Origin of the sequence: Sporosarcina siberiensis (assembly GCF_042681925.1) — a bacterium.
In the GTDB taxonomy this organism is placed as follows: Bacteria; Bacillota; Bacilli; order Bacillales_A; family Planococcaceae; genus Sporosarcina; species Sporosarcina siberiensis.
The window spans coordinates 1-23,572 of the sequence record NZ_JBHUGI010000015.1; the positions used below are offsets into that span (position 1 = coordinate 1).

Here is a 23,572-nt window from a genome sequence, read left to right on the forward strand (position 1 = left end):
GGTAGTTAAGCTCTTCAGCGCCGATGGTAGTTGGGGGTTCCCCCCTGCAAGAGTAGGACGTTGCCAGGCACTAAAGAAGTCATTACCTTTAATGGTAGTGGCTTCTTTTGTTTTTTTGAATATTTTTTCCTGAAACTTCGTAACATAATAAAAACTTCACAACGCTTCCACAAAACCTCGCAACATTTCCACAAAACTTCGCAACGTTATCAAAACCTCACAACGTTATCGTCAAACTTCGCAACGTCTGCACAAAACTTCGCAACGTTTCTACAAAACTTCACAACGTTTCCCAAAATCCCTCCAACAAACATCCCATTAATCATCAAAACCCAACCTTTTAACGTACATCAAAGAGTCTTAAATAGTACAATAATAAATACTGGATATAAAAATATCGTCTGTTAAACCTATATTTCTTGTATTGTCATCCTATTCCCGATAAGCTAATATCAATTGTTGAAAGGTGTGATCGAATTGCAAATGGCGCTTATAATATTTTCAATTAATATTGTTTATGTAACATTTTTCACAGTACGAATGATTTTAACGTTAAAAGGGTATAGGTATATTGCAGCCGGCGTTAGTATGGTAGAGGTTGTTATTTATGTAGTTGGGCTTGGTCTAGTTCTTGATAACCTGAATGAAATTCAAAACTTAGTTGCATATGCAATTGGTTATGGATGTGGTGTTATTATTGGAACAAAGATTGAAGAGAAAATGGCGCTTGGCTATATTACAGTAAACGTTGTGACAGCAGATGTAAACAAGACGCTTCCTCAGACTCTTCGAGATAAAGGATATGGTGTTACAGACTGGTCAGCTAATGGGCGTGAAGGAAATCGCTCGGCTTTGCAAATACTCACACCAAGAAAATATGAATTACAGTTGTATATGGCAATTAAAGAACTAGATCCTAAAGCTTTTATTATTTCATATGAACCAAAATCGATTCATGGCGGTTTTTGGGTTAAATCTGTACGGAGAGGAAAATTATTTAAATGAGCCAAAAGAAGACTGTCTGGTTTGAAGTTGAAGAAAATGAAACAATTGAAGAATGTCTGGATAGAATGCAAAAGGCTGGATATATTCCAACAGGTAGAAAAGAAGAACCACTCTTCACAGAAGTTAATGGTGAAAAGGTTCCAATCAGACAGCTGATTAAGTTTAAAGGACAACTTGTTGAAAAATAGTGGTTTCTCTAAAAGGCGAACATTAAAATGTAATCTTATGCTTTCGTTCGCTTTTGCGGTTGACGAATGCTGGATTTCTTGATAAAATACGTATAGTAATATAAATCCCCATATATACTGAGGAATCGGCTTCAGTGTTTCTACCAAGACACCTTAATGTCTGGACTATGCGGGAAAGCGACTTCTAGGAATGGTAGCGAAGGGTGTGTGCGAACCAATGGTTGCAATCATCTTAACGTATAATTCTATCTCCTCGAATAATCTGCTTTTCATGTACTAGTGAAAAAGTGGGTTATTCGATTTTTTTGTTAGAAAAATCAATTAATAGAGCATATATCTTGTTTTGTGCTTTTTAAAGTTTAGTTAAGTAAAATATTTATCGTTGAACTTTCAGTAAAAGGGAGCGGAATTCGTTTGATACCAAAAATCGGCGTTATTATGGGAAGTAAAAGTGATTGGGAAACTATGAAAAACACATGTGACATACTGGACGAGCTTTCAGTTCCATATGAGAAAAGAGTTGTCTCAGCACATCGTACACCTGACTTAATGTTTGAGTATGCTGATCAGGCAGAGGAACGCGGAATTAAGGTTATTGTGGCAGGTGCTGGTGGCGCAGCCCATCTTCCGGGAATGGTCGCGTCTAAAACGCTTCTCCCTGTTATTGGGGTTCCGATTCAGTCAAAAGCATTGAATGGAATGGATTCCTTACTATCCATCGTCCAAATGCCGGGTGGCGTCCCGGTGGCTACAGTATCGATAGGAAAAGCTGGTGCGGTAAATGCCGGATTACTGGCGGCACAAATATTAGGAATTAATGATGAAGACATTATGAAACGTATTGGTGATCGTCGTCTTAAAATGCGTAATGAATCAATTGAAAGCAGTGGTGATCTTTTATGAAAACAATATTACCTGGACAAACAATTGGTATTATCGGTGGGGGTCAACTCGGCAGAATGATGGGCATGGCAGCAAAAGAGGCAGGATTTAAAATTGCTGTTCTTGACCCGGTGCCAGATTCACCATGTGGTCAAATAGCAGACATACGAATTGTTGCACCTTATAACGATCAAGAAGCGCTAGAAGAACTGGGAGAAGTAAGTGATGTAATTACGTATGAGTTTGAAAATATTGATTACGAAGGTCTAAAGCGACTAACAGAAATCGCATATGTTCCACAAGGTGCAGAACTTGTGCAAATCACACAAAATCGTATTCGCGAAAAAGAACAAATTACGGCAGCAGGAGCACCTGTTGCAAATTATATAACGGCACTTACTTACGACGAGTTTACTTCTAAAGTACATGAAATTGGATTTCCTTGCATTGTAAAAACTGCATTTGGTGGTTATGACGGCAAAGGCCAAGTAAAAGTCAATTCAATGGAAGAAGTTAATGAAGCAGAATCTCTATTCACTCACTCTGCATGTATTGCCGAAGCTTTTGTTCCGTTTGAAAAAGAAATCTCGGTTATAATACAACGCAATGCTGCCGGTGAATCTTACTGTTTACCAATTGCTGAAAATATTCATATCAACCATATTTTACATGAGTCTATCGTTCCGGCTCGAGTACAGGAGACTGTTTTGGCACAAGCTGAAGAGGCTGCAAGCAAAATTGCAGATCACCTAGAATTAGTGGGCACGCTCGCTGTTGAAATGTTTGTACTTGATGATGACCGGATCGTCATTAACGAGCTTGCACCTAGACCTCATAACTCAGGTCACTATTCAATTGAAGCTTGTAACATATCTCAGTTTCATCAACACGTCCGTGCGGTTTGCGGATGGCCTTTAAGAAAGCCCAAGCTGTGGGCACCATCAATCATGGTGAATGTGCTCGGTCAACATGTAGCACCGCTTAAGAAGGTTATTAAGGACTATCCTGATTGGTCCATTCATTTATACGGTAAAGCTGAAGCGAAACATATGCGTAAAATGGGTCATATCACAATCATGACGGATAATATTGAAAAAACATTAAAAGATATTGACGCAACAAATATATGGTCTGAAAATAATAACTAATTCGATCCCTTTAGGAGGAAAAGAAGATGACTAAAGTAAACGTATATGTGACACTTCGTGAAAGTGTTGTAGATCCACAAGGAATAGCAACGAAAGATGCACTACAAACAATGGGGTACAGTGAAGTGAAGAGCGTTCGTGTTGGTAAGTTAATTGAACTTGAACTTACAGACCTGTCTGGAGATCTTGATGCAAGAATCAAAGAAATGTGTAAGAAATTGCTCGTTAACGAAGTAATTGAAGATTATCGATATGAAATCGGGGAGGTCGCGGGCAAATGAAGTTCGCTATCTTAGTATTTCCAGGATCTGGCTGCGATATCGACATGCATCATGTGATAAATGAAGTGCTTGGTGAGAAAGCTGACTATGTTTCGCATATGAACGCAGAATTAGCGGAGTATGACGCAGTATTCATTCCGACAGGGGCGTCTTATGGTGATTATCTACGTCCGGGCGCACTTGCAAAATGTTCACCAGCAATAGCTGAGTTGGAAAAGTTTGTCGCATCAGGAAAACCGGTATTGGGAGTAGGAAATGGATTTCAAATTCTTGTGGAAACGGGAATTCTTCCAGGCGCTTTCTTACAAAACAAAGGACTTAAATTCAGATCAGGAAAAGCAAAACTCGCTGTTCAAAATACGGATTCAGTATTTACATCCAATTATGAACAAGGCCAGGAAATCACAATTCCTTTCGCACATCATTACGGCAATTACTATATAGAAGAACAATCTCTAGCAGGATTGAAAGAAAGCAATCGCATCGTATTTACATATACTGATGAAATTGGCGATGGCAGTACGGATAATATTGCAGGAGTGCTAAATGAACAGGGCAATGTGCTCGGTATGATGCCACTTCCAGAACGGGCTGTAGAAGAAATTATCGGAGGAACAGACGGATTACCTCTATTCAATTCAATCTTAAAAAGGTGGAATGAAAAAAATGTCAACCATGCATGAGCCGAACGCACAACAAATCATAGATGAAAAACTGTATCTTCAAATGGGTATGACCGAAGAAGAATTTGATCTTGCTGTTAAAATGTTAGGTCGAAATCCAAACTACACAGAAACAGGATTATTTTCTGCAATGTGGTCCGAACATTGTTCATATAAGAGTTCGAAAAATGTCCTTCGAAAGTTTCCGACGAAAGGTCCACGTGTTCTTCAAGGACCCGGAGAAGGAGCAGGAATTGTAGATATCGGTGACAATCAAGCTGCGGTATTTAAAATGGAATCTCATAACTCACCTTCTGCAATTGAACCATTTATTGGTGCTGCAACTGGTGCTGGCGGGGTTTTACGTGATGTATTCTCAATGGGAGCTCGCCCAGTTGCACTCGTTAATTCACTTCGTTTTGGTGATTTGACGGATCCACGTGACCGCTTTTTATTTGAAGAGGCTGTTTCAGGAATTGCAAGTTACGGAAATATCATTGGTATTCCGACGATTGCAGGAGAAGTGCAATTTGACAATTGTTATTCGAAACGTCCACTCGTAAATGCGATGGCTGTTGGACTATTAAATCATGAAGATATTCAAAAAGGCGTTGCGGCCGGTGTTGGAAATAGTGTTATGTATGCAGGTGCAACTACCGGACGTGATGGAATTCACGGAGCAACAATGTCTTCTCAAGAAGTATCTGTAGAAGAAGAGGGAGAACTTCCTGTTATGCAGGCAGGCGATCCATTCCTTGAAAAACTCGTTATGGATGCTTGTTTAGAACTAGTGAAATCAGAAGTACTTATTGGTATTCAAGATATGGGTGCGGCAGGTTTGACATCTTCTGCAGCTGAAATGGCTTCGAAAGCTGGGTACGGGGTTGAGTTAAATTTAGATCTTGTACCTCAGCGTGAAGAAGGAATGACGGCATATGAAATGATGTTGTCTGAATCGCAAGAGCGTATGCTTATTGTTGTAAAAAAAGGTCACGAACAAGAAGTAACTGATCTTTTCGCAAAATACGGCGTTGAAGCTGTAACAATTGGTAAAGTAACAGACGACAAAATGCTTCGTCTCTTTCATAAAGGTGAAATCGCGGCGGAGATCGCAGCAGATATACTTGCTGAAGACTCTCCCGTTTATGATAAAAAATCTGAGGAACCTGCGTACTTCAGAGAGTTTCAAGCTATGGAAATGACAGAACCGGTTGTTGCGGATGTAAAAGAAACGTTAATTGATCTTTTAAAGCGTCCAACGATTGCTTCAAAAGCTTGGGTATATAATCAGTTTGATACACATGCTCGTCGTAATACGGTTGTTGCACCTGGTTCTTCAGCAGGCGTTATTCGCGTAGATGGTACGAATAAAGGTCTTGCGATGACATCAGATTGTAACTCCCGTTATGTCTATTTAGATCCACAAACGGGTGGGAAAATTGCAATCGCAGAAGCAGCACGTAATTTGATTTGTTCAGGAGCTGAACCAATCGCCGTGACTGACTGCTTAAACTTTGGTAGTGCGGATAAGCCTGAAGTGTTTTGGCAGTTTGAGAAATCTGCAGACGGAATATCAGATGCTTGTCGTACATTAAACACACCTGTGATTAGTGGAAACGTTTCTTTATCAAATGAAGTAAATGGTGTGCCGATTTATCCAACACCGACAATTGGTATGGTAGGTCTCGTACATGATTTATCACAAGTAACGACGACTGAGTTCAAAAATGCTGGAGATGCAATTTATGTGATTGGTGAAGCTACACTCGATTTCGGTGGTAGCGAGCTCCAACAAATGACGGAGGGGAAAATTTACGGTAAAGCACCGTCGATTGATCTGGATGTTGAAGCTGCGCGCCAAAAAGCACTTCTTACTGCGATTCAAAATCATTTAGTAGAGTCTGCAACCGATTTATCAGAGGGCGGTTTCTCAGTAGCTCTTTGTGAAAAAGCATTCGGTACTCAAGGTCTAGGGGCAGAAGTGACAATTTCTGGTTCTGCTGTAACGGCATTGTTCAGTGAAACGCAATCACGTTTTATTGTTTCGGTGAAAGAAGAAAATAGCACAGCGTTTGAAGATGTTGTGAAAGATGCAGTGAAAATTGGATCTGTAACAGAAAACAATCGAATTGTTATTCAAGGTGATAATGGTTCGGTATTAATAGATGGAACTGTTGAAGAGTTTCAATCTGCTTGGGGAGGCGCTATTGAATGCTTGCTGAACTTAGAGGCCTAAACGAAGAGTGCGGCGTGTTCGGCATTTGGGGTCACGAGGATGCGGCGCAGATCAGTTATTATGCTCTGCACGCATTGCAACACCGGGGACAAGAAGGTGCCGGTATTGTTGTTACGAACGGTGAGGGTTTCCAAGTCATAAAAGATGAAGGCTTAGTGAACGAAGTATTTGCGGGCAACCGTTTAAACGACTTAAAAGGTCATGGTGGAATTGCGCAAGTAAGGTATTCATCAGAAAATGGTCGAGGCATAGAAAATGTGCAGCCGCTTCTCTTTCGTTCAACAACGGGGAGTATATCGCTTGCTCATAACGGGAATATTGTAAACGCAGTTGAGCTGCGCGAACATCTTGAAAGACAAGGAAGTATATTTCAAACGAATTCGGATACAGAAGTACTTGCTCATTTAATCAAAAGAAGCAGTGGTTCTTTAACACAAAGAGACCGTGTGAAAAAAGCGTTATCCATGCTTAAAGGGGCTTTTGCATTCGTCATGCTGACTGAAGATAGCTTGATGATTGCTCAAGATCCAAATGGTCTTCGTCCACTCTCTTTAGGTAAATTGGGTGATGCATGGGTAGTAGCTTCTGAAACATGTGCGTTCGATATTATCGGTGCTGAACATGTTCGTTCGGTTGAACCTGGTGAACTCATTATTATTAATAATAAAGGGATTCATTCCGAAAGATTCGCGCCAGCTGCAGACTCGGCAATGTGTTCAATGGAATACGTCTATTTCGCACGTCCCGATTCAGATATTGACGGTATTAATATCCACATGGCACGAAAACGTTGTGGGAAAAGACTTGCGCGTGAAGTGAAAATTGATGCGGACGTTGTAACAGGAGTTCCGGATTCAAGTATTTCCGCTGCAATTGGATTTTCCGAAGAAAGTGGAATCCCTTATGAGCTTGGTTTAATAAAAAACCGATATGTAGGTCGTACATTTATTGAACCATCACAGGAACTACGTGAAAAAGGCGTCAAGATGAAACTTTCTCCAGTTCGGCAAGTCGTAAATGGCAAACGTGTTGTCATGGTCGATGATTCGATTGTTCGTGGAACGACATCCAAGCGTATTGTTACCTTGTTAAAAGAAGCTGGAGCTACAGAAGTGCATGTTGTTATTGCATCTCCACCGCTAGTGAGCCCATGTTTTTACGGGGTAGACATTAGTACAGATTCTGAACTAATTGCAACAAACCGTTCAATTGATGAAATACGTGAATTAATAGGTGCGGATTCTCTAACATTCTTATCACCAGAAGCAATGCTTGAATCCATTGGACGACCAGATACAACTAAGAATTGCGGTCAGTGTTTAGCTTGCTTTACAGGGGAATACCCGACAGATATCTATTCAGATACAGCATTGCCGCACGAAAAAGAAAGAGTTCGATAAGGGGGCCTATTCATGTCAAATGCGTATGAAAAAGCAGGAGTAAATATTGAGGCTGGTTATGAATCAGTTGAAAGAATGAAGTCACATGTAGCACGGACAGCACGAAAAGGAGTTGTCGGCACATTCGGTGGTTTTGGTGGAATGTTCGATCTTTCTGCACTTAACTATAAAGAGCCGGTACTTATTTCGGGTACTGATGGTGTGGGAACAAAACTGAAGCTTGCATTTATGGCGGATAAGCATGACACAATCGGAATTGACTGCGTTGCCATGTGTGTTAATGACATTGTTGCACAAGGTGCGGAACCACTTTATTTTCTAGATTATATCGCACTTGGAAAAGCGGTCCCTGCTAAGGTTGAAGCAATCGTTAAAGGAATTGCAGACGGTTGTGTTCAGTCGGGTGCAGCATTAATTGGCGGAGAAACTGCCGAGATGCCAGGCCTTTATAAAATCGATGAATACGATTTAGCTGGATTTGCAGTGGGTGCTTGTGAAAAAAGTAAAGTCGTTACAGGTGAAAACGTAGCTGAAGGCGATGTACTTGTTGGACTTGCTTCTAGCGGAATTCATTCAAACGGTTATTCACTTGTACGTAAAATCGTTTTTGAAGATTCGGGTTTTAAAATTGATGGTTTAATTACAGGATATGAAGACCTTGGTACGGTCGGAGATGCTCTTCTAGAGCCGACGAAAATTTATGCGAAACCTGTTTTACAAATGCATGCTGAACTCGATGTTCACTCAATGGGACATATTACGGGCGGAGGCTTCTTTGAAAATTTACCACGTATGTTGCCTGAAGGATTTGCGGCAGAAGTTGACTTAGGATCTTGGCCAGTTCTTCCAGTGTTCAAAATGCTGAAAGAAAAAGGCGAGCTTACGGATAAAGATTTATACAGCGTATTCAATATGGGTATTGGGTTTGTTATTGCTTTGCCTGAAGAACAAGCTGAAGCAGCACTTAAAATTGCAGCAGAACACGGAGAAACAGCTTTTAAAATCGGTCACATTGTAAAAGGCGAGGGCGTCCAATTTACGGGTGAACATGATGGAAGTCTAGTTGAATGAACAATAAAGTGAAGATTGCTGTGTTCGCTTCCGGGAGCGGCAGCAATTTTTCCGCACTGGCAGAAGCCTGCAAGAATGGTGAATTAAATGCTGAAATCGTTTTGCTTGTGACGAATAAACCGGATGCGTATGCGATTGAGCGCGCAAAGAAGGTTGGGATTTCCGCTTTGGTCGTTCCTCCGAAAAGTTTTGAATCAAAAGATGCGTATGAACAAGCAATACTGAGCGCACTTCAGGAATCAGAAGTGGAATGGATTGTCCTAGCGGGCTATATGCGTCTGATTGGACCGGTTTTATTGTCGGCATATCCTTCGAAAATCATTAATATCCATCCATCGCTTCTTCCATCATTTCCAGGGAAAGATGCAATTGGACAAGCGATTGCGCACGGTGTGAAAGTAACGGGCGTGACGGTCCACTTAGTGGATGCGGGTATGGATACAGGACCGATTATTGCTCAGCATGCCGTTGATGTAGTTGACGGGGATGTAGAGAAGACCACTGAAGCAATTCATGCAGTTGAACATTATTTATACAAAGATGCTTTGAGCGAGCTTTTTAGCCGCTAATATATAAACTTTAGTTATGAAAAATGGAGGGTTTTATTCGTGAAAAAACGTGCACTTTTAAGCGTATCGGACAAAAGTGGAATACTAGAATTTGCTAAGGTGCTTGAAGGTCTTGGTTATGAACTTCTATCAACAGGCGGGACGATGAAACATCTTGCGGACAATGGTGTTGCGGTAACGGCTGTCGATGAAGTAACGGGATTCCCTGAAATTATGGAGGGGCGCGTAAAAACCCTTAATCCGTTGATTCACGGAGGGCTTCTTGCGAAACAAGACGATCCATCCCATATTGCAGAAATGAAGGAGCACGGCATTCAGCCGATCGATATCGTGTGTGTAAACTTATATCCATTTAAAGAAACGATTTCAAAACCGGACGTGTCTGCGGACGATGCCATTGAAAATATTGATATTGGTGGTCCAGCGATGCTTCGTGCTTCTGCGAAAAACCACGCGTATGTCACAGTGATTGTCGACGCGTCTGATTACGAGCAAGTAATTTCAGAATTACAAGCAGATGGTAAAACGACACTTGAAACACGTAGACGTTTGGCGGCAAAAGTATTCCGTCATACAGCGGCATACGATGCACTTATTTCAGGCTATCTAACGGATCTAACAGGCGAGGAATTTCCGGAACAAGTAACGTATACATATGAATTAAAACAACCGCTCCGTTACGGTGAAAACCCACATCAAAAAGCGGCGTTTTATAGTCGCCCACTTGGTTCGGATTTCTCCATTGCGTCAGCTGAACAATTACACGGTAAAGAACTTTCGTATAACAATATTCAAGACGCGAATGCTGCGATTCAAATCGTTAAAGAATTCGACCTTGCAGCTGCAGTCGCGGTGAAACACATGAATCCTTGCGGCGTTGGTACTGGCGAAACAGTTTTCGATGCATTTACGAAAGCATATGAAGCAGACCCAATGTCGATTTTTGGTGGCATCGTTGCATTGAACCGCGAAGTAGATGCACCAACTGCTGATAAACTATCGGGGATTTTTCTTGAAATTATTATAGCACCATCATTCACAGATGAAGCGATTGAAATTTTAACGAAGAAGAAAAACATTCGTTTGATGACAATTTCATTTGAACAAAACAAAAAAGACCAATGGAATACCGTTTCTGTTGAAGGCGGACTCCTTATGCAAGAGCCGGATGCATACGGTTTTGCGGAAGCAGACATTAAAGTAGCGACCGACCGTCAGCCGACAGAAGCTGAGTGGGAAGCGATGAAACTTGGATGGGCAGTTGTGAAACATGTGAAGTCGAACGCAATTGTCGTGTCGGATGACCATATGACGCTTGGCGTTGGTGCGGGACAGATGAACCGAGTGGGAGCTGCAAATATTGCACTTACACAAGCAGGCGAACGTGCAAAAGGCGCAGCGCTTGCATCGGACGCATTTTTCCCAATGGATGACACAGTCGAGGCGGCAGCAAAAGCAGGCATTACGGCAATTATCCAACCAGGTGGATCTGTAAAAGACGAAGATTCCATTAAGAAAGCAAACGAATACGGAATTACGATGGTAATGACCGGCGTTCGTCATTTCAAACACTAAGGAGGGAAATGCATTGAAAGTACTCGTTATCGGGGGCGGCGGCCGTGAGCACGCGATTGCCAGACAGTTCAATGTCTCCCCTTCGGTTGATAAAGTATTTGTTGCACCAGGAAATGACGGCATGAAAAACGATGCCGAATGCGTGCAAATCGATATGGCGGATTTCGGGGCACTTGCTTCATTCGCGAAAGAAAACGCTATTGATTTAACATTTGTGGGTCCTGAACAACCGCTTGCGGAAGGAATCGTTGATTTTTTCAATGAACGTGGATTGAACATTTTCGGCCCTACAAAGGCAGCGGCGCAAATTGAAGGAAGTAAATCATTTGCGAAAGAAATTATGGACAAATACAACATTCCGACAGCTGGATACGGAACATTCACAGATGCTGAAGAGGCAAAAACGTTTATTCGTGAAAAAGGTGCGCCGATTGTTGTAAAAGCAGACGGCTTAGCGGCAGGAAAAGGTGTCATTGTTGCGATGACGTTGGATGAAGCCCTAGAAGCGGTCGACGATATGATTGGTAACCAGAAGTTCGGTGAATCCTCTTCTAAAGTAGTTATTGAAGAGTTCCTAGACGGCGAGGAGTTCTCGTACATGTCGTTCGTCCATGATGGACAGATTTACCCGATGGTTGTTGCACAAGACCATAAGCGAGCGTATGACGGCGATAAAGGCCCAAATACAGGTGGAATGGGTGCATACTCGCCTGTTCCACAAATTTCAGACGCAGTCGTGCAAGAAGCATATGACAAAGTCGTCGTTCCAACTGTGAAAGCAATGGCCGCAGAAGGAGTTCCGTTCACAGGAATTCTCTATGCGGGACTGATCCTCACTGAAGAAGGTCCAAAGACGATTGAATTCAACGCACGCTTCGGTGATCCTGAAACACAAGTGGTTCTTCCAAGAATGGCGTCGGATTTCGGAGAATTCATGATGGCGCTAATGGAAAGCAAACCATATGAGTTAAAATGGAATGACAAAGCAATGTTGGGCGTCGTCGTTGCGTCGGACAATTATCCCGGAGATGTTGTGAAAGGTGCTGCACTTCCGGATTTAGACGTTTTGTCAGCGCAAGATTTGGATGTATTCCATGCAGGAACGAAAGCGAGTGACACTGGATTCGTCGGTAACGGTGGTCGTGTGATTCTCGTAACTGCACAGGCAGATTCGTTAAAACAAGCACAAGAAGATGTATACAAAGGCTTGTCTCAACTTGAATGGGACGGATTCTTCTACCGGAAGGACATCGGCTGGCGTACGTTTGAATAACAAACGCAAGGCCACTTTCTCAAATACGAGAAAGTGGTCTTTTTGAATAAAAACAAGGTTGCAGGATTCAGTAAGACATCTATACTTAAAGTAATGCACTAACGAAAGGTGAAGAGACGATGAGTTTACAATTTAAGAATGTGGAGAAACGATTGAATGATTCACTAGTTTTTCCAGCATTTAATATACAGATTGATGGTGGGGGAATAACTGCAATCCATTCGGGGTTGAATGTGAGGGAAACCTTATTACATATGCTTACAAGAAAAACACCTGTTGTAAACGGTGGAATCACGATAAATAAAGTCGAACTCTCAGAAGTAAAGCTATCGGAAATCGGTTTCTTATTTCTGAATGAAGGACTATACGAGCGACTAACGGTGGCCGACCAATTAAATTTCTATCGTAAACTTTACAATACAGAGCATTCAATTCCATCGATATTACGAAAGGTCCATCTTGAAGAGAAGCGAAATGTAAAGATTAAGAAACTATCTCAATCCGAGCAAAGACGTATCCAATTCGCAAAACTTCTTTTACATGATCCAGACCTCTTTATCATGGAGGAACCCGACCAAAACATAGATGTTGAAACGCAACGTGTATTAATACTTATGCTAGAAGAGCTACGAGCTCAAGGGAAAATCGTGCTCATTCTTACTGGGAATATACAAAGTGCAATCACTTTAGCAGATAAAGTATATAAATTAGACGAAACCGGTTTGCACAAAATACATATGGAAACTGATTTAGCTGCTAATGAAGAAAACGGCGAAATCATACAAGAAGAAATTCAACCCGTCCGTTTTGAAAAAATACCGACAAAGGTAAATGAAAAAATCATTCTCTTTGATCCGCCGGAAATTGACTACATAGAAAGCAACGATGGACAATCTGCCCTTCATGTAGATGGGGAAGAATTTCCAACGACATTCACACTAAATGAACTGGAGGAACGTCTGCGGCATTTTGGTTTTTTTCGCTGCCATCGATCATATATCGTGAACCTTCAAAAAGTTCGTGAAGTCATAACGTGGACGAGAAATAGTTATAGTCTCATTTTAGATGATGAAAAAAAGTCGAACATACCTCTATCAAAATCAAAAATGGCTGAATTAAAAGGGATGTTGGGCCTGAAATAAGCTCCATTCACCCCCAAATAGGCTCTTTTCACGGGAAATATGATGTGATTCAAACAAAAACACCTTAATCTGAAGATGCAGTACGAAATTAGCAACTTGCACACTTCAGGAGGTAGACAATGGAAAACATCATCGAAGTTCAATCATTGGAAAAATTTTTTGCGAATCAAATGGCACTTGAAGACGTAAATTTCCACGTTAAAAAAGGAGAGATTTTTGGTTTTCTTGGTCCAAGTGGTTCTGGAAAAACAACAACAATTAAAATATTAACGGGTCAATTAAATCAAACAAGTGGAAAAGCAACTGTGTTTGGGGAACCGGTTTCTGGGATGAAAAAAGGGAGTGCAAGAAAGAAAATAGGTGTACTAACAGATAATAGCGGATTGTACGGCAGGTTATCCATTTACGATAATCTGAAATTATTTTGCGATTTATATGGTGTGCCGCTGAAGAGAATCGAAGAAGTATTAGATATCGTGAATTTGAAGAGTGAAAAGAAAAAGGTCGTTTCAAAACTATCGAAAGGGATGCTTCAACGGGTAACGCTAGCTCGTACATTATTGCATGAACCCGAGCTCTTATTTCTTGATGAACCGACATCCGCGCTCGATCCTGTAAATTCAAAGCATATTCATAATGGACTTCGTGAGTTGAATGCACGTGGAACGACGATATTCCTTACGACACATGATATGAATGAGGCTGAGCTTCTTTGTAATCGGGTTGCATTTTTAAACAAGGGTCAAATCAGGCTTATGGATGAACCGGGTAAGTTACGAAAACGTTTTTCAGACTCAACGGTCATTGTTGAACTGAAAAATGAAGAAAAAGTCGTGCTGAAGACAACGGATGAAGGAGCGCAACAAATGTTTGATTATATGTCGTCAAACAGCATTGTAGCAATTCATTCGAATGAACCTACATTAGGCGATATCTTTGTCGAAGTTACAGGGAGGAATTTAGTATGAATTTATCAATGAGACGTGTCAATGCTATATTTCAGAAAGATTTTAAAGATCTTTCAAGAAATTCAGCTGTTTCAGTTTCGGCACTTATGCCGCTTGTAGCCGCATTTGTTTTGGGTAAGATGGGTAGTACTGCGATTGAAGGGCATTATATGGTCATCAATTTGACGATGGTTATTGTCGCGACATTTGTTCAATGTAGTTTAATTGCTGAAGAGAAAGAGAAAAACACGCTTCGAGGGCTGATGCTTTCCCCTGCTTCAACACTGGAAATACTCGGCGGGAAAAGTTTGTTAAGCTTGATAGCAACAATGATTACTGTAATAATTGGGGCTTTATTATCGGGTTATCGACCTGAGAATGTTTTCGTAATAACAATCGCAATTCTATTCAGTACTATCTTTTTTATCGGTTTAGGAACACTTCTTGGCTTACTTGCTAAATCAGTCATGGAAGCATCTGTTATTATTATGCCATTTATGTTTATATTCGGTTTCGGATCTTTTTTCTCAATGTTTGAGGATAAATATCCAATTGTGAAAGTGTTGGATTATACACCCAATATGCAACTAGTGGAGATTGCCATAAAAGTTGAAAATGGTGTAGGACTCATTAATCTATTGTCTCATTTTGGAGTTATTGCTGCATGGGTAGTGTTAATATTCATTTTGACAACAGTTGTGTTTAATAAAAGGATGAAAGACTAACTGGATAAACGTAAAGCCGAATCGAGGACATGTACGGATGTCTTTCGATTCGGTTTTATATGTTGTAGCCTAATTGCTCCGAGAATTTTTTTTTAACGGCAGTCGAATCGTAATTGTTGTTCCTAGTCTGCCTGATTGCACATGTATCTCACCACTATGAGCTTCGACCAATTGCTTTGCGATTGTCAAACCAAGCCCTGTTCCAGTGTCCTCTGAAGTTGTGTTCGTACCTCTGTAATAACGATCGAACAAATTTTCTACTACTTCTTGTGACATTCCTATTCCTTCATCTCTTACTTTAAGTAGGACCGAATCGTCTTCCACTTGAATGCTTATATGAATCGGCGTATTAACAGGGTTATGCGTTACTGCGTTTCCAATCACATTATCTAGCACTCGACCGAATCGTTTCGGATCGATGGAAACATAAACAGGTCCGCCTATTTCTCCTAAATGAACCATCGTACCATTCTCTTCCGAATAACCTTTAACGTATTGTCCCAGTTCAATCTGTTCTTTTTCGAGCAATACGCCGTTGTTTTTGAGCTGATACGTATACGTTAAATCATTGATGAGCTCGTCCATATAGCCTGCTTTATCCTTCATAACAGACGCAAACTTTTGCACTTCATGGATTGACCATTCATGATCCGAACTCAACATCACTGAATAGCCGTAAATCGAACTTAGCGGTGTCTTCAAGTCATGTGAGAGGCCTGTAATCCAATCTTCTCTGAGCTGTTCTGTCTTTTTAAGTCTTTGGTCATTTTCTTCCAGGTTTTCAGCTAGGCTGTTCAGTGACTGGTCAACTGCGTCGTACATTCGGTACTTTCTCTTTAACCTGCCAGTCTTAAGATTGCGCAATTTCCGATCTTCTATATAGGCATAATCCTTTTGAGACAGCTTTTCAATTCTCTTTAAGAAATAAAATACGGGCCTTCCAAACCGTTGTCCAATCCAAATTGAAAAGCCTATGATGAACAACAAAAGTATACCGTGAAAAATAGCGAATCCGATTAGAAACTTCTTCATAAAATAAATCATAGCCGAATCAAACGGCGCATAATGCTTATTCGGCATCCGAACAACTGCAGTTTTTCCGTCATGGAGAACTACAGCTGAAATCAGTTCTTTCTGTTCAGCAAAGTTTTGCGATGACTCAAACAATTCCATCCCACTCACTGTATCCTTACGTTTAGTATTGCTTGTTGCAATACGATGACCCTTCGCATCGTAAAGTTCAAAAAGAGCATCATGATCCTTCAGTACTGTTTTCTGTTCATCCGTAATCTCTGGGAAACTTTCAGTCGCCATAAGATTCTTTATAAGCACATCACTTTCCATTCGCTCTGTAAATAATAAGGACTTTCCGTCTTCAAGCAGCCAAATATAAGACTTTTTGTCATTCGATAACTTAATGAAATCTGTGAATGTATATTCAGAGGGCATTTCGTTATCCATTGAAGAAGTAATCACTTTTCCATCTTCGTCAATGAGTTGCAGGGCGCCGCCGCTTTTCTCTGCACTTTGAATTAATGGATCTAAGAAAGTGATATCTCCTTCTCCTTCTCCATCTTCCTTAATATGACTCTGAATGGTCTCTACATCCGCTTCTCGAATATGTGAATATGCATTAAAACCTATGAGCAGTTTAGCAGCAAAATAGATAAGGACAAGCGAAGTTATCAATACGAGCGTTAGATAAAAAATGAAAAAGTAACCAACAAACCGAAGCGTGATTTTACTAGACAATGTCCCTTCACTCTCCCTCAGTTTGAAGTTTATAACCGATTCCACGTACCGTCTTTAAAAGTATTGGACGACTCGGATTAACTTCGATCTTTTCTCTCAATCTTCGAATATGAACCATAATTGTATTGTCATCGATAAAGCTATCCAAACCCCAAACGGATTCATAGAGCTGTTCTTTTGAAAGAATTTGATTGGGATGCTGACAAAATAAGTGCAGCAGATGAAATTGCTTTCCCGTAATTGGAATAGCCTTTTCGTTCACAGTCAGCGCAGCAGCATTTACGTCCAATTGAAAATGCCCATAATCAAATACATCTTTACTGCCGTTCATTGCAGATACATAGCGACTCGTCTGTACTTTTACACGTGCTGCCAGTTCCATTGGATTGAACGGTTTTGTTATATAATCATCGGCACCATGCATAAATCCACGTAATTTATCAGCATCAGATGTTTTTGCCGTCAGAAAGAAAATCGGAGCGTCCGATTGTTTTCGTATTTGCTTCGCAAGTTCAAGACCCGTTCCATCCGGCAACATAATATCTAGAATATGTAAATCATACGACTTCCTATTTAAAAGTATTTCTGCGTCACGATATGTTGTACAAACGTCGATATCGGAGAAGCCTTCCTTCCGTAAAATAATATCTACCATATCCCCAATCGCTTGTTCATCATCTAAAACAAGTATTTTTGCCTGTTCCACTAAATCCCTCCTAATTTAAGATTCCGTTAAGGTTCCCGTCACCTTCGTATAAGCTTCACCCTTCATACTAACAAATGAAAGGGTGATTTTGTATGTGGTCCATTGCAAAACATGAAAGTATCCAATTATTAAAAAGCATTAAATCAATTCTTGTTCTATTTTTTCTATTAGGTAGCGCATATGCCGGAGTTAAAATTACGGAGCTTTTGAAAAACTCTCTTCATATGCTTTCCGAAAGCGAAGCACTAATTTTAGAAAACGATGTGATGATCTATTCGGCAGGACTGTCTTTTATCATACTTATTTTTGGGCCGCTGTTTGCATTTATCTTATCGCATGATGTTATGAACCGGGAAATTGAACAACGAACAATGCGTTTCATAGTGACAAAAGTTAGTAGAACAAATATCGTTTTAGGAAAAGTACTTGGGCATTTGTTCTTTTGGCTGACTATCCTTACTGCTGCGTACTTACTTATCTTTATCTTGTCGGGGTATTTTTCATTTCACGCTTTTTTTCAATCGTTTTCAGCGTTATCCGTATTTGTGGCGTTGGCCTTACTTCTTTCTTTATTAATTAACAAGCCAATTCTATCTTCATTTTTAAGTATTTTATTAGGGATTGCAATACCAATAATAAGTCTTTTGGTAATATTTAGTGAAAAATGGTACATCTCCATTTTCAAATACATGTCACCATATTATTACTTGCAAGATGACTTGATGATTTTTCTCGTCAATTTTGCCTTTTCGGCTATTTATGTACTAGTAGCCATCTATTTATTCAGAAAGAGGGATGTATAATGACTGCAATTTCCGCTAGCAATTTAACAAAAGCATATGGGAGCACTCTAGCTGTAGATTCCGTCAACCTACGCGTCGAAAAAGGAGAATTATATGGTTTTTTAGGACGTAATGGTGCTGGTAAATCTACATTCATTAACATGTTGACGGGAATTATTCGGCCAACTGAAGGAAAGGTGAGTCTACTCGGATCTGAAAATTCCGACATGATATTAAGCCAGATCGGTGTCTTACCTGACTATTCCACTTTTTATAATTCAATGACTGCGGTGCAACATATATACTACTTTTCCTCGCTCCAAGGTGTAAAACTTTCAAAAAAAGAATGTCTTGCAAGCTTGGAGAAGGTGGGGATGGTTCAACATGCAAATGTGAAAGTTGGAAAGTATTCATTCGGTATGAAGAAAAAGTTAGGTATTGCCCAGGCGATTATGAACAACCCGGATCTACTCATCCTGGATGAGCCAACATCAGGGGTGGACGCTGAATCAGCGATCCAAATCCAGCATCTTCTTCTTCATCTAAATAAGATAGGAACGACTATCTTTATGACTTCACATAATTTAGGGGAAGTAGAGAAAATCTGTACCCGACTCGCAATTATGAAAGATGGCCTCATCGTTAATGAAGGAACGTTAACTGAAATTAAGGAGAAGTATACAGAGTCACTTGAAGTGTCCATGGAATTATCTGATGCACCGGACAGCCATTTACTCGTGAGAATAAAGGAAATAACAGGGCCTTTGTACATAACAGGAGCAAACCTAAAGTTTAAAGCGGTCGATGATGAAATGATTCATGGAATTGTTCGCTTGCTCGTGAACAACGGAATTGGTGTTCACCGAATTTCCGCGAATCAACCGGACCTTGAAGATATATTCCTAAATGGATGAAGGGATGAGATAGCATGAAAATCATATTAAATGTGTTGTTCCACTTGGTTGTCATTTCATGGTATGCATACCTTTTCGCTATTCAAATGGAAGATTTGATTGGCGGGGACTTAACCGGCACTTCTCTTATCTCTTTTCTTTTGCGTGCGGCAATTGCTATCGTCTTTTCAATCAATCTGTGGAAAATGACCCGTAGAAAAAAAGGGTATGAGAAGGATTCTTCCATTTCGCAATCAACTAAATAGGGGGATAACGTTTTGTCATTAACGATTAAAAGAATTGGTTCAATCGATGGAATACGAGGATGGAGTTTATTTGGAATCCTACTTGCTAACTTGCTTATTTTTCAATACGGGATTTTTGGGAAAGATGAAATTTCGTATTTTGACCTCTCCCAAAGTAATTTGTTCTTTTATTACTTTGTAAAGATTTTTATAGAAGGTGCCTTCATGCCAATCTTTACATTTCTTTTTGGCTATTCACTTATTTTAATGAGAAATAGTCTTGAACGAAAACAATTACGCATCAAATGGCATTTATTTAGAAGATTTATTGTTTTAATGATACTCGGAGGATTACACAGCACTTTTTTATGGGAAGGGGATATTTTATTCGTTTATGGACTTATGGGGATTTTTCTGTTGATGTTCGTTAATCGAAAACCAAAAACGCTGCTAATATGGGGAGTGCTTCTATTCGCGGCATTCTCGATTATTAGTCTGTTTGATTCCGGAGAAGATTTTGAACTGACGAATCCTGAAAAAATCGAAACGTATCTGGATGAAACATGGATCATTTACGGAACTGGGACTTATGCAGAGATTAAAGACCACCGAAATAATGTGGACCCGATGGAATTGTCAGGAGGAGAAGCGGTGCTTCTTTTAATTCTAATGCCTGTGCTTCTGGTTCCTATGTTTTTATTTGGAATGTATGCGGCACATAGGAAATGGCTGCTTGATCCACTTAAAGAAAAGCAACAGTATTTGATTTGGTTACTGATTCTTATTCCACTGGGTCTGTTATTAAAAGCTGCTCCGTACTTATTTAATGAAGCCGGCTGGTCATTCGGAATGAGTGGAATCGGAGGAACCGTACTGCCTATCGGTTACATATGTCTCTTTGCATTCGCCTACTCTAAGCTTCATACACATCGATTGCTAATTGCGTTTGAAAACGTGGGTAAATTATCATTGACGAATTACATTATGCAAACCATCATATGTACGTTTATTTTTTACGGCTATGGCATTGGCCTTTTTGCAAAACTAGGCGTGACTGCTTCACTCTTTTTGGGAATCCTCATCTTTTCTGTCCAAGTTATGGTGAGTACATTGTATTTGAAGCTTTTCAATCAAGGCCCCCTTGAAAAGCTCATGAGGGTTTTCGTATATTTGAAGATACATTAACCAGTTGTATTTGTACTCATGCGTTATACCGAATCGAGGACATGTTCAGATGTCTATCGATTCGGTTTTTTAATGAGTAAATAAGGAAGAGTCCAACAAGATAAAGTATACTAAAATTAAAGAAAGTATTTTTGTGGAAATGTGTTGAAACACTGCTATCCAAAGGGAGAGATTTACACAATGGCACTTGAAAGTGAAGAACAAATGATGAAAACGGATCCCTCGGTTGGGTTGAGAGATGAAGAAGTTCGAAGTAGGTTAGAAAAGTATGGGTTGAACCAGTTGACGGGTGCAAAAAGTCGCTCGCTCCTCGAACGAATCTTTTCTCAGATTAACAATATACTTATTTATGTTTTGATTGTCGCTGCGGTTATTTCTGGTTTGCTTGGGGAACTCGTAGACTCAGTCATTATTGGGCTTGTCGTCGTTATCAATGCGATTGTCGGAGTTGTTCAAGAATCGAAAGCGGAGGAGGCCTTAGAAGCCTTGAAAAATATGTCTACGCCAAAAGCGGTTGTACGAAGGAACGGGGAACAGATGGAAATTCCCTCTGAAGAAGTTGTCCCGGGAGATGTTATCGTACTTGATGCAGGTAGATACGTTCCATGCGATATTCGACTTCTTGAAACAGCCAACTTGAAAATAGACGAAGCGGCATTAACAGGGGAATCTGTGCCAGTAGATAAGGATGCAGATTTTATAGGCAATGATGCCATGCCAATTGGGGATCAAAAAAACATGGCGTTTATGTCGACGCTTACGACATACGGACGTGCGACAGGAATCGCCGTGGCAACTGGAATGACAACCGAAATAGGAAAAGTAGCCGCAATGCTTGATAAGGAGTCGGATAATGAAACTCCACTTCAAAAAACACTTGCTAAATTAGGGAAACAGTTGGGTATCGCGGCAATGCTTATTTGCGTTTTGATTTTCGGTATTGGAATTTTACAAGGTCGCGAAGTTCTAGATATGTTTATGCTGTCTGTCAGTTTAGCAGTCGCTGCAATTCCAGAAGGCATGCCAGCAATTGTCTCCATTGTTCTTGCGATTGGTGTACAACGGATGAGTAAGCGGAATGTCATTATAAGAAAGTTGCCAGCAGTCGAAGCGCTTGGTTCAGTGAATGTGATTTGTTCCGATAAAACAGGAACACTCACTCAAAATAAAATGACGGTCACAACGTTTTTTGCAGACAATTTAACACATGATTTGCTGGAAGCAAAGGAAGAAAATGCTGTTCATCGCCTGCTATTTGAAAATATTTCATTATGCAATGATGCCACGTATTCTAGCGAAACCGAAACGGGTGACCCGACAGAAATTGCTCTTCTAGTTGCGGCAGAAAAATTCGGTATTAGTAAGAATGAACTAGATCATCAACATCCTCGAATGGATGAAATACCTTTCGAATCCCAACGAAAACTAATGACGACCATCAATGAGTACGATGGAACGTCGTATATACACACAAAAGGGGCAATAGATGGTCTGTTATTAAAATGTACGCATTATGAAACGGCCGAAGGTTCTAAGCCACTCGATGAAAAAGCAAAGAGATTAATTTTGGAACATGCTGCGAAGATGTCGAATGCAGCCCTTCGAGTATTAGGATCTGCGTATAAAAAAGCCGAACGAGTAAAGTCCATAAATCGGGATCGAATCGAAGAGGAGTTAATATTCATCGGTCTTGTCGGGATGATTGACCCTCCCCGAGAAGAAGTGAAAGAAGCAATTCAAGTTACTAAAAAAGCGGGAATTCGCACAGTAATGATTACCGGGGATCACCGGGATACTGCGTTTGCGATTGCAAAAGAACTTGGAATCGCATCAGATAAATCGGAAGTGATTGATGGGGAAACGCTTAAAACACTCACCGAGGAACAATTGTTGGAACAAGCTGAGCATACGAATGTGTACGCCCGTGTTTCACCTGAACATAAAGTGAAAATCGTGCAAGCCCTTAAGGCGACAGGGAATACGGTTTCGATGACAGGGGACGGCGTAAACGATGCACCTTCTTTAAAGACGGCGGATATAGGCGTCGCGATGGGGATTACAGGAACGGATGTCGCAAAAGGTGCTTCGGACATGATTTTGACAGACGACAATTTTGGTTCCATTGTCAAAGCGGTTGAAGAAGGACGTACCATTTACCGCAACATAAAAAAAGCAATCCTCTTCTTATTGTCTTGTAATCTAGGTGAAATCATTGCGCTCTTTACAGCAATCCTTCTTGGCTGGCCTGTAATTCTGCGTCCCGTTCATATTCTTTGGGTGAACTTAGTAACGGATTCATTCCCAGCACTTTCACTCGGAGTAGATCCTGAAGAAGCGGACGTTATGAATGAAAAGCCACGTCACCGGGATGAAAGTATATTTCATGGAATGTTACCGTTTTTACTCTTGAATGGTTTGTTAATTGGGGTAATTACATTGGTGGCTTTTGTAATCGGAGTGTATTCCTCAGGTGCCTATGTAGGCAGTATTTTGTCCTTAGGATCTGAAACGATTTCTAAAACTGCAATTATGCATGGACAGACAATGGCGTTTCTTGCGCTGAGCTTCTCACAATTAATGCATTCCCTGAACTTCAGGTCAATGAACCATTCCATCTTTAAAGCTGGTATATTTAAAAACAAATTCCTAATTTACTCCATTTTATTGGGAGTTGGGCTGCAAGTAGCAATTGTTTCGATTGGGCCTCTTGCAAAACTATTTAGCGTACATTCACTTGGTCTGATGGATTGGACACTCATTGCCGGTTTGAGTCTCTTACCATTGATTGTCAATGAACTGGTTAAACTCTTTAAAAAATAAGATGGATCCATTTAATTATTTCCCATTACAAATCCAACTAACAAATGATATTTGTTGTCGTATGTTTAAGTAAAAAAAGGCCATT

At 40.4% G+C, this 23,572-nt stretch carries 22 protein-coding genes and 1 riboswitch; of the genes, 20 read left to right on the forward strand and 2 right to left on the reverse strand.

What is annotated here, in order from left to right:
• The first annotated feature begins 483 nt into the window (after positions 1-483).
• The 15 genes from ACFSFY_RS06565 to ACFSFY_RS06635 all read left to right on the forward strand — a co-directional run bounded on the left by ACFSFY_RS06565 (position 484) and on the right by ACFSFY_RS06635 (position 15,104).
• A complete protein-coding gene (locus ACFSFY_RS06565) occupies positions 484-1,005 on the forward strand; it encodes a DUF2179 domain-containing protein (RefSeq protein WP_381536431.1) in 522 nt (173 codons plus the stop codon).
• Positions 1,002-1,193: an NETI motif-containing protein gene (locus tag ACFSFY_RS06570; protein ID WP_381536433.1), complete on the forward strand. Its 192-nt coding sequence runs from the start codon at positions 1,002-1,004 to the stop codon at positions 1,191-1,193. The genes ACFSFY_RS06565 and ACFSFY_RS06570 overlap by 4 nt, the downstream gene beginning before the upstream one ends.
• 88 nt (positions 1,194-1,281) lie before the next feature.
• Positions 1,282-1,381: riboswitch (purine riboswitch) on the forward strand.
• 250 nt (positions 1,382-1,631) lie between these two features.
• Positions 1,632-2,096 (forward strand): 5-(carboxyamino)imidazole ribonucleotide mutase, encoded by a 465-nt coding sequence (purE, locus tag ACFSFY_RS06575; RefSeq protein WP_381536682.1) that lies wholly within the window; start codon positions 1,632-1,634, stop codon positions 2,094-2,096.
• Complete coding sequence (gene purK / locus ACFSFY_RS06580; RefSeq protein WP_381536435.1) at positions 2,093-3,223, forward strand: 5-(carboxyamino)imidazole ribonucleotide synthase; 1,131 nt, start codon at positions 2,093-2,095, stop codon at positions 3,221-3,223. The genes purE and purK overlap by 4 nt, the downstream gene beginning before the upstream one ends.
• Positions 3,224-3,249: 26 nt before the next feature.
• Positions 3,250-3,504: a phosphoribosylformylglycinamidine synthase subunit PurS gene (purS, locus tag ACFSFY_RS06585; RefSeq protein ID WP_381536437.1), complete on the forward strand. Its 255-nt coding sequence runs from the start codon at positions 3,250-3,252 to the stop codon at positions 3,502-3,504.
• Positions 3,501-4,187 carry a phosphoribosylformylglycinamidine synthase subunit PurQ gene (gene purQ / locus ACFSFY_RS06590; protein ID WP_381536439.1) on the forward strand — a complete coding sequence of 229 codons (687 nt, stop codon included), beginning with the start codon at positions 3,501-3,503 and terminating at the stop codon, positions 4,185-4,187. Before purS ends, purQ begins: the two co-directional genes overlap by 4 nt.
• The gene (gene purL, locus ACFSFY_RS06595) at positions 4,171-6,402 is read left to right on the forward strand and encodes a phosphoribosylformylglycinamidine synthase subunit PurL (protein WP_381536441.1); all 2,232 of its coding nucleotides are present in this window, start codon (positions 4,171-4,173) and stop codon (positions 6,400-6,402) included. The genes purQ and purL overlap by 17 nt, the downstream gene beginning before the upstream one ends.
• A complete protein-coding gene (gene purF / locus ACFSFY_RS06600; RefSeq protein WP_381536443.1) occupies positions 6,378-7,802 on the forward strand; it encodes an amidophosphoribosyltransferase in 1,425 nt (474 codons plus the stop codon). The genes purL and purF overlap by 25 nt, the downstream gene beginning before the upstream one ends.
• 12 nt (positions 7,803-7,814) lie before the next feature.
• Positions 7,815-8,873 carry a phosphoribosylformylglycinamidine cyclo-ligase gene (gene purM / locus ACFSFY_RS06605; RefSeq protein ID WP_381536445.1) on the forward strand — a complete coding sequence of 353 codons (1,059 nt, stop codon included), beginning with the start codon at positions 7,815-7,817 and terminating at the stop codon, positions 8,871-8,873.
• Positions 8,870-9,442 carry a phosphoribosylglycinamide formyltransferase gene (gene purN / locus ACFSFY_RS06610; RefSeq protein WP_381536447.1) on the forward strand — a complete coding sequence of 191 codons (573 nt, stop codon included), beginning with the start codon at positions 8,870-8,872 and terminating at the stop codon, positions 9,440-9,442. The genes purM and purN overlap by 4 nt, the downstream gene beginning before the upstream one ends.
• Before the next feature lie 39 nt (positions 9,443-9,481).
• A complete protein-coding gene (gene purH / locus ACFSFY_RS06615) occupies positions 9,482-11,017 on the forward strand; it encodes a bifunctional phosphoribosylaminoimidazolecarboxamide formyltransferase/IMP cyclohydrolase (RefSeq protein ID WP_381536449.1) in 1,536 nt (511 codons plus the stop codon).
• 13 nt (positions 11,018-11,030) lie between these two features.
• Entirely contained in the window at positions 11,031-12,290 is a 1,260-nt protein-coding gene (purD, locus tag ACFSFY_RS06620) for a phosphoribosylamine--glycine ligase (RefSeq protein WP_381536451.1), read from the forward strand.
• Between the two features lie 119 nt (positions 12,291-12,409).
• Complete coding sequence (locus tag ACFSFY_RS06625; protein ID WP_381536453.1) at positions 12,410-13,432, forward strand: LytTR family transcriptional regulator DNA-binding domain-containing protein; 1,023 nt, start codon at positions 12,410-12,412, stop codon at positions 13,430-13,432.
• A gap of 119 nt (positions 13,433-13,551) precedes the next feature.
• Entirely contained in the window at positions 13,552-14,400 is an 849-nt protein-coding gene (locus tag ACFSFY_RS06630) for an ABC transporter ATP-binding protein (protein ID WP_381536455.1), read from the forward strand.
• Positions 14,397-15,104, forward strand: coding sequence for an ABC transporter permease (locus tag ACFSFY_RS06635; protein ID WP_381536456.1), 708 nt, complete (start codon positions 14,397-14,399; stop codon positions 15,102-15,104). The genes ACFSFY_RS06630 and ACFSFY_RS06635 overlap by 4 nt, the downstream gene beginning before the upstream one ends.
• A 69-nt stretch (positions 15,105-15,173) precedes the next feature.
• Here the strand turns inward: ACFSFY_RS06635 and ACFSFY_RS06640 are convergent, their stop codons facing one another.
• A complete protein-coding gene (locus tag ACFSFY_RS06640; RefSeq protein ID WP_381536458.1) occupies positions 15,174-16,856 on the reverse strand; it encodes an ATP-binding response regulator in 1,683 nt (560 codons plus the stop codon).
• 7 nt (positions 16,857-16,863) lie between these two features.
• Positions 16,864-17,562 carry a response regulator transcription factor gene (locus ACFSFY_RS06645; RefSeq protein WP_381536461.1) on the reverse strand — a complete coding sequence of 233 codons (699 nt, stop codon included), beginning with the start codon at positions 17,560-17,562 and terminating at the stop codon, positions 16,864-16,866.
• Positions 17,563-17,654: 92 nt separating this feature from the next.
• Between ACFSFY_RS06645 and ACFSFY_RS06650 the strand changes: the two genes are divergently transcribed.
• The 5 genes from ACFSFY_RS06650 to ACFSFY_RS06670 all read left to right on the forward strand — a co-directional run bounded on the left by ACFSFY_RS06650 (position 17,655) and on the right by ACFSFY_RS06670 (position 23,487).
• Positions 17,655-18,365, forward strand: a complete 711-nt coding sequence (locus tag ACFSFY_RS06650; RefSeq protein ID WP_381536463.1) for an ABC transporter permease subunit — start codon at positions 17,655-17,657, stop codon at positions 18,363-18,365.
• On the forward strand, positions 18,365-19,258 hold the full coding sequence (locus ACFSFY_RS06655) for an ABC transporter ATP-binding protein (protein ID WP_381536465.1): 894 nt from the start codon (positions 18,365-18,367) through the stop codon (positions 19,256-19,258). The genes ACFSFY_RS06650 and ACFSFY_RS06655 overlap by 1 nt, the downstream gene beginning before the upstream one ends.
• Before the next feature lie 14 nt (positions 19,259-19,272).
• Positions 19,273-19,503, forward strand: coding sequence for a hypothetical protein (locus tag ACFSFY_RS06660; protein WP_381536467.1), 231 nt, complete (start codon positions 19,273-19,275; stop codon positions 19,501-19,503).
• A 12-nt stretch (positions 19,504-19,515) separates the two neighbouring features.
• Complete coding sequence (locus ACFSFY_RS06665) at positions 19,516-20,667, forward strand: DUF418 domain-containing protein (protein ID WP_381536469.1); 1,152 nt, start codon at positions 19,516-19,518, stop codon at positions 20,665-20,667.
• A gap of 180 nt (positions 20,668-20,847) precedes the next feature.
• Complete coding sequence (locus ACFSFY_RS06670; RefSeq protein ID WP_381536471.1) at positions 20,848-23,487, forward strand: cation-translocating P-type ATPase; 2,640 nt, start codon at positions 20,848-20,850, stop codon at positions 23,485-23,487.
• Positions 23,488-23,572: the final 85 nt, after the last annotated feature.